Origin of the sequence: Trebonia sp., from assembly GCF_049794275.1 — a bacterium.
Lineage (GTDB): Bacteria > Actinomycetota > Actinomycetes > Streptosporangiales > Streptosporangiaceae > Trebonia.
The window spans coordinates 1-3,323 of record NZ_JBARCR010001241.1; the positions used below are offsets into that span (position 1 = coordinate 1).

Consider the following 3,323-nt stretch of genomic DNA (forward strand, 5'->3'; position numbering starts at 1 on the left):
GCCCGGCACCCAGGCAGGCATGCCGCGCCCGGCCGACGTCCGCGCCGCGACCGGGCATTCATGGCCGGTCGCCGTCGGCTAAAGCCGGCGAAGCCGCCTGAAAAGCCCTACCTGCTCGGGGTGTACATCGGGCAGCCACCTGGGCAAACTGTCTTTACTGCCCAGTAAAATGAACACAGGGTAAACGACAGATGAACACTATTACCACTTATGCGTAATTATGCGCTTAAATAGATCGCGAGGGGGCGGATCCAGCCGGGAAAGGAGTTGACGGGATGACGACGCCTGGCCTGGCAGGTTTCATAGCCTCCGGAGAAGATTCGCAAACCTGCGACGTCGTTGTCGCTGAGGTTCTCGAGGCCCTGGGACAGGGCTTCGAGCTGCTTCCCGAGCGCGGCGCGCCGCGCGGCGGCCGTCGCCGCACCTGGTTCGACACCTTCGACTGGCGGCTGTACAAGGCCGGCCTGACCCTTGAGTACGCGGCCGCGCACCGCGGCGGCGAACTCCGGCTGACCGGCGCGTCGCCGTATGGTGACGCCGTCCAGCTGGTGACAGGCTGGAAGGCATCCCGCCCGCACCAGCTCAGGGACCTGCCGGACGGGCCGATCGCGACCAGCGTCAGCGGCGTCGTCGCGCCGCGCGCCCTGCTCCCCGAGGTGACCGTCACCGGCACGACCGCGGCGTACCGGCTGCTCAACGAGGACGGCAAGACGGTCGCCCGGCTGCTCGTCGAGTACCCGGCGGTTGCGGCGGGGGATGTCCGGCCGCTGCCGCCGCGCCTGACGATCACGGAGGTCCGCGGTTACCTGACTCAAGCCCGCCGCGCCGCCCGCATCATCGCTGGCATCCCCGGCGTGCGGCCCGTCACGCAGCCGCTGCTCGCCGACGCGCTGCACGCTATCGGCCGCTACCCCGGCGACTACTCGAACAAGGTGGCCGCCAACATCACCGGCCGCATGCCCGCTGCCGAAGCCGCGGCGACGATCCTGCTGCGGCTGCTCGACATCGTCGAGGCGAACGTGCCCGGTGTGCTCCGCGACATCGACACCGAATTCCTGCACGACCTGCGGGTCTCGGTACGCAGGTCGCGGTCGGCGCTGAAGCTGTTCGGCGACGCGCTCACGGCGCCGCTCGCCGCCCCGGGCACCGCGCTGACCGGCCGCAAGCTGGCGCGGTTCGCCGCCGAGTTCAAGTGGATCGGCGACCTGACCACGCCGACCAGAGACCTGGACGTGCACCTGCTCGACTTCGAGGACACCGTGCGGACGCTGCGCGCCGCGAAGCCGGACGACCTGGAGCCGTTCCGGGCGTACCTGAAACAGCGCCGGGTCAGGGAGTTCCGCCTGCTGGCCCGCGGGCTGCGCTCGCCGAGGTTCGTCACCCTGACGCGGGACTGGCGGGAGAGGCTGACCGCGATCCGGGATAGCGCGAACGCCGGGACAGCGGCCACGGTACGTTCCGGACAATCCAGGAGAGCGGTAGTGGAGACGACCGGCACCCTCGCCGCGGACAGGACCAGGCTCGCGTTCGCCAAGGTCGCCAAGCGCGGCGCCGCGATCACGCCCGCGTCGCCCCATGACAGCCTGCATGACCTGCGTAAGCGCTGTAAGGAGTTGCGGTACGCACTGGAGTTCTTCGCCCCGCTGTACCCGGCGGACAGCTACGGCGCGGTGCTCGCTGACCTCAAACGGCTGCAGGACTGCCTCGGCGAGTTCCAGGACACCGAGGTGCAGATCGGCGAGATCAGGGCGCTGGCTACGAGCATGCTGGCCGCGGACGAGGCGCCGGCGGTTACGCTGCTTGCTATGGGCGAGGTGACGGCCTGGCTGGCGGCGCGCCAGCAGGGGGCGCGGGAGGACTTCGAACGGCGGTTCGCCGAGTTCGCGGGCGTGGATGGGCAGCGCCGGATGGCGGAGCTGCTGCGCGGGGGGGCAGCGTGAAGATATACGCGACGTACAACATCAAGGGCGGCGTCGGGAAGACGACGACCGCGGTTAACCTCGCCTATCTCGCGGCGACGGAAAGCAAGCTGCGCACCGTGCTGTGGGACTTGGACCCGCAGGGGGCGGCGAGCTTCATGTTCCGGGTGAAGCCGCGGGTCAAGGGCGGCGGCAAGGCGCTGATCCGCGGCACGCGGGCGCTTGACGACGCGATCAAGGGGACCGACTTCGACAACCTCGACCTGATTCCCGCCGACTTCACCTACCGCAACATGGACCTGCTGCTGGACAGCGCGGGCGGGAAGCCGGGCCGCAAGCTGGCGAAGCTGCTCGCCCCGCTCGCCGCCGAATACGACGCCATGTTCCTCGACTGCCCGCCGGGCATCTCGCTGGTGTCGGAGAACGTGCTGCACGCCGCGGACGTGATCGTGGTGCCGCTCATCCCCACGACGCTGTCGGTGCGGACGCTGGACCAGCTGACGGAGTTCGTCGCGGAATTCGACGGCCGCCGCCCGGATGTGCTCGCGTTCTTTTCGATGGTTGACCGTCGCAAGAAGCTGCACCGGGAGATCACGGAGAATTTTTCTTCTGAACGGGCCCGTGTCGCCGCCACCTTCGTCCCGTATCTCGCGGTCGTGGAGAACATGTCGGTGCAGCGCCTCCCGGTCACGGTCTTCGCGCCGCGCAGCTCAGCCGCCCGCGCCTACCGTGCCCTCTGGTCCGAGATCCAGGACCGCGCCGAGTAGCCGCGGGTGCGGGCTAGACCCGCCAGTGATATCCGATAGCGAAGTCCACGGCTGTCGCGTAGGCGAGATACATCAGCCAGGCGCCGGTTACCAGGTGGAAGAAGCCCAGCCCCAGCTCGCCGAGCCTGAGCCCGATCGAGGCGAAGAAGTCGAAGAAGTAGACCGTGAACAGGCCGACGAACAGCAGGCCGACCGGCCAGTCTCCGGCGCTGAAGAACACGTTGGCGCCCACTGCGGAGATCACCATGAACGCCACGCACATGCCGGCGTTGGTCCGCGGGTCGTTGCGCTGATACCGGTTCCAGCCGAGCGCGAACCAATGGATGCCGTAAGCGGTGAACGCGAACGCCGCCATGTAGAACGGCGCCGTCTTCGCGAAGACCTGGAACCAGGTCAAGCCGACGAACAAGATGATGCCGGTGACGAACTGGCAGAATCCGGGGAGCCATATGCCCCATACGCCGAGGCTCCGGGCCACGGCCGCCTCGTCACCATCGCGGCCTTTCGGCCAGCCGAGCAGTTCCTTCGGCCCGTAGATCAGGTAACCCGTGCCGAGACCGAAGAATCCGAGGGCCAGCGGCGGAAAAGCTGACGCCGTGAACACCACAGCAGCCACGCCATCTCACCTCGCTACTGA

The 3,323-nt window shown here is 68.3% G+C and carries 3 protein-coding genes; 2 read left to right on the forward strand and 1 reads right to left on the reverse strand.

What is annotated here, in order from left to right; translation table 11 throughout:
• Nucleotides 1–275: 275 nt before the first annotated feature.
• Nucleotides 276–1,940, forward strand: a complete 1,665-nt coding sequence (locus WA805_RS30385; protein WP_425244043.1) for a CHAD domain-containing protein — start codon at nucleotides 276–278, stop codon at nucleotides 1,938–1,940.
• On the forward strand, nucleotides 1,937–2,686 hold the full coding sequence (locus WA805_RS30390) for a ParA family protein (protein ID WP_422274006.1): 750 nt from the start codon (nucleotides 1,937–1,939) through the stop codon (nucleotides 2,684–2,686). Before WA805_RS30385 ends, WA805_RS30390 begins: the two co-directional genes overlap by 4 nt.
• A gap of 13 nt (nucleotides 2,687–2,699) precedes the next feature.
• Here WA805_RS30390 and WA805_RS30395 read toward each other — a convergent pair whose 3' ends face one another.
• Nucleotides 2,700–3,302: a hypothetical protein gene (locus WA805_RS30395; protein WP_422274004.1), complete on the reverse strand. Its 603-nt coding sequence runs from the start codon at nucleotides 3,300–3,302 to the stop codon at nucleotides 2,700–2,702.
• Between the last annotated feature and the right edge of the window lie 21 nt (nucleotides 3,303–3,323).